General features: G+C 37.1%; 3 protein-coding genes. 1 reads left to right on the top strand and 2 read right to left on the bottom strand.

What is annotated here, in order from left to right; genetic code table 11:
• Positions 1–219 precede the first annotated feature (219 nt).
• Positions 220–1551, bottom strand: a complete 1332-nt coding sequence (gene gdhA / locus ACJMMI_RS04890) for an NADP-specific glutamate dehydrogenase (protein WP_117704575.1) — start codon at positions 1549–1551, stop codon at positions 220–222.
• A gap of 355 nt (positions 1552–1906) precedes the next feature.
• Between gdhA and ACJMMI_RS04885 the strand changes: the two genes are divergently transcribed.
• A complete protein-coding gene (locus ACJMMI_RS04885; protein WP_405354045.1) occupies positions 1907–2116 on the top strand; it encodes a helix-turn-helix domain-containing protein in 210 nt (69 codons plus the stop codon).
• Between the two features lie 88 nt (positions 2117–2204).
• On the opposite strand, the gene ACJMMI_RS04880 is transcribed toward ACJMMI_RS04885, so the two are convergent.
• Positions 2205–2499 (bottom strand): GNAT family N-acetyltransferase (locus ACJMMI_RS04880; RefSeq protein WP_405354043.1); only part of this gene is annotated, 295 nt, incomplete at its 5' end.

Here is a 2499-nt window from a genome sequence, read left to right as displayed (position 1 = left end):
TGGTTACAGAAATTTTAAGCGTTTCCGTAACCGTATTTTACATATGTTTTCTCACCAAATGCAAAAACAAGCGATAGCTTGATTTACTATCGCTTGTTCATTTCAATTCTTCTTTTTCGGGTTTACCCCAACTATTGACATTGAGCCTGAAAAAATTATAAGCAACAAAAAATCCTGCCTGAAAATCAGACAGGATTTTAAATTTAATTATAGGATTAATTAGCAAACGCCCTGAGCGATCATTGAATCTGCAACCTTCTCGAAACCGGCAATGTTAGCACCTACTACATAGTTGCCCTCATAGCCGTACTTCTTAGCAGCATTGTCAATGTTATGGAAGATGTTAACCATAATGTTCTTGAGTTTAGCATCAACTTCCTCAAATGTCCATGAAAGACGCTGTGAGTTCTGTGACATCTCAAGAGCAGAAGTAGCAACGCCACCAGCATTAGCAGCCTTACCAGGAGCGAAGAGTAAACCAGCTTCCTGAATAAGCTTTGTAGCCTCAAGAGTAGTAGGCATATTAGCACCCTCAGCTACTGCATAGCAGCCATTAGCGATAAGTCTCTTAGCATCGTCAGCATTAAGCTCATTCTGTGTAGCACATGGAAGAGCAACATCACACTTAACTGACCAATCGAACTTGCCCTCGTGATACTCTGAATTTGGACGATAGTTCTTGTACTCTGAAAGTCTGCCTCTTTTAACTTCCTTGATTTCCTTAACAGCGTCAAGGTCGATACCCTCAGCATCGTAAACCCAACCTGTTGAATCAGAAAGTGTAACTACCTTAGCACCAAGCTCTGTAGCCTTCTGTGTAGCGTAAATAGCAACATTACCTGCACCTGAAATACATACTGTAGCACCGTTGATGTCTTTGCCGTTGCACTTGAGCATTTCCTCTGTGAGGTAAAGAAGACCATAACCTGTAGCCTCTGTTCTTGCTAAAGAACCTCCCCAGTTGAGGCCCTTACCTGTAAGAACGCCCTCATATACATTTCTGATTCTCTTATACTGACCGAACATATAACCGATCTCACGAGCACCTGTACCGATGTCGCCGGCAGGAACGTCTGTGTCAGCACCGATGTGCTTGCAAAGCTCTGTCATAAAGCTCTGGCAGAAAGCCATAACTTCGTTGTCGCTCTTACCCTTAGGGTCAAAGTCAGAGCCACCCTTACCGCCGCCGATAGGAAGACCTGTTAATGAATTTTTGAAAATCTGCTCAAAACCGAGGAACTTAATTACGCCAAGGTTTACAGATGGATGTAATCTTAAACCACCCTTGTAAGGTCCGATAGCACTGTTGAACTGTACACGGAAACCACGGTTTACCTGTACCTTGCCGTTATCGTCAACCCAAGGAACTCTAAACATAATTACACGCTCAGGCTCTGTAATTCTTTCAAGAATAGCATTCTCCTGATACTTAGGATTTGCCTCGAATACAGGCTCAAGTGATGTTAATACTTCTGTTGCTGCCTGGATAAACTCAGGCTCATTTGGATTTTTTGCTTTAAGCTTTTCGAGCTGCTCGCTTACATACGACATTGTATGTTCCTCCTTATTAATTCAAAACAATTTATCATTACCACAATTAATTATTATTTCATTATTAGTTGTGGCTTTCGACATAATTATAATACTACTTTTTCAATCATTTTGCAAGTTTTTTAAATAAAGTTTATAAACCTGTTAATATTTAGCCATTATTTTAGCATAAATCAAAATATTTAACTCATTATATGAAAGTTATTTGTGCTTGAGTTGCTTATTCTGTGATTTTCAACATCAATTTATCGTTTTGTATAGTTCAGCAGTTTAATTTTTAACATTCATTTTAGTTGCGTTTGCACCTAAAATCTGATATAATACAAATAGTAATATTTTAAAATATGGTGATTTTATGGACTACACTAAGAAATTAAAAGAGTTAAGAATAGCAAACGGCTACACACAAGCAGAGATTGCCTTTCTCCTACATACAAGGCAGGAACAGTACAGTAAATATGAAAGTGGGAAAAGAGAATTACCGATAAAACATCTTATTTCGCTTTGTATGATTTACAAGGTTTCAAGCGATTACATACTCGGTCTTGATAAGTTTAATAAGTAGCTTTTTCTGTACTTTTGTTTTAACAAAAATATAAGCCTGAGATTTTTATTTCTCAGGCTTAAACCAATTATTATTCAAATTCATAAGGTCATTTTGCATAAAAATAAAAGAGTTTTTCAGAAATAGTCGTACCCATATTTTCTTGGAAATTCATTGCTGTTTTATTTTCTAATGAAATCATTACATAAGGAATCATATTATTTTTCATCATCTGCCAAGCAACATAGTTTTGTAACTTTGTTGCTATTCCCTGCCGTCTTGCTCTTGGTGCTACATATTCAAAACCTAATGAACAATCCTTATGAATTCCGATATATCCGATTATTCCATCATAGTCTTTCATAACCCACATTTGATTTTTGTCAATTCTGTTTTTTAGTTGT

It is taken from the genome of Ruminococcus sp., assembly GCF_045129435.1.
Classification (GTDB): domain Bacteria; phylum Bacillota; class Clostridia; order Oscillospirales; family Acutalibacteraceae; genus Ruminococcoides.
Note: the sequence above shows the minus strand (reverse complement) of the source record. Positions and strands in the feature narration are given on the sequence as shown.

Excerpts from the sequence above, each read along its gene's own strand:
- gdhA (WP_117704575.1), bottom strand. The coding sequence starts at position 1,551 with ATGTCGTATGTAAGCGAGCAGCTCGAAAAGCTTAAAGCAAAAAATCCA.
- ACJMMI_RS04885 (WP_405354045.1), top strand. The coding sequence starts at position 1,907 with ATGGACTACACTAAGAAATTAAAAGAGTTAAGAATAGCAAACGGCTAC.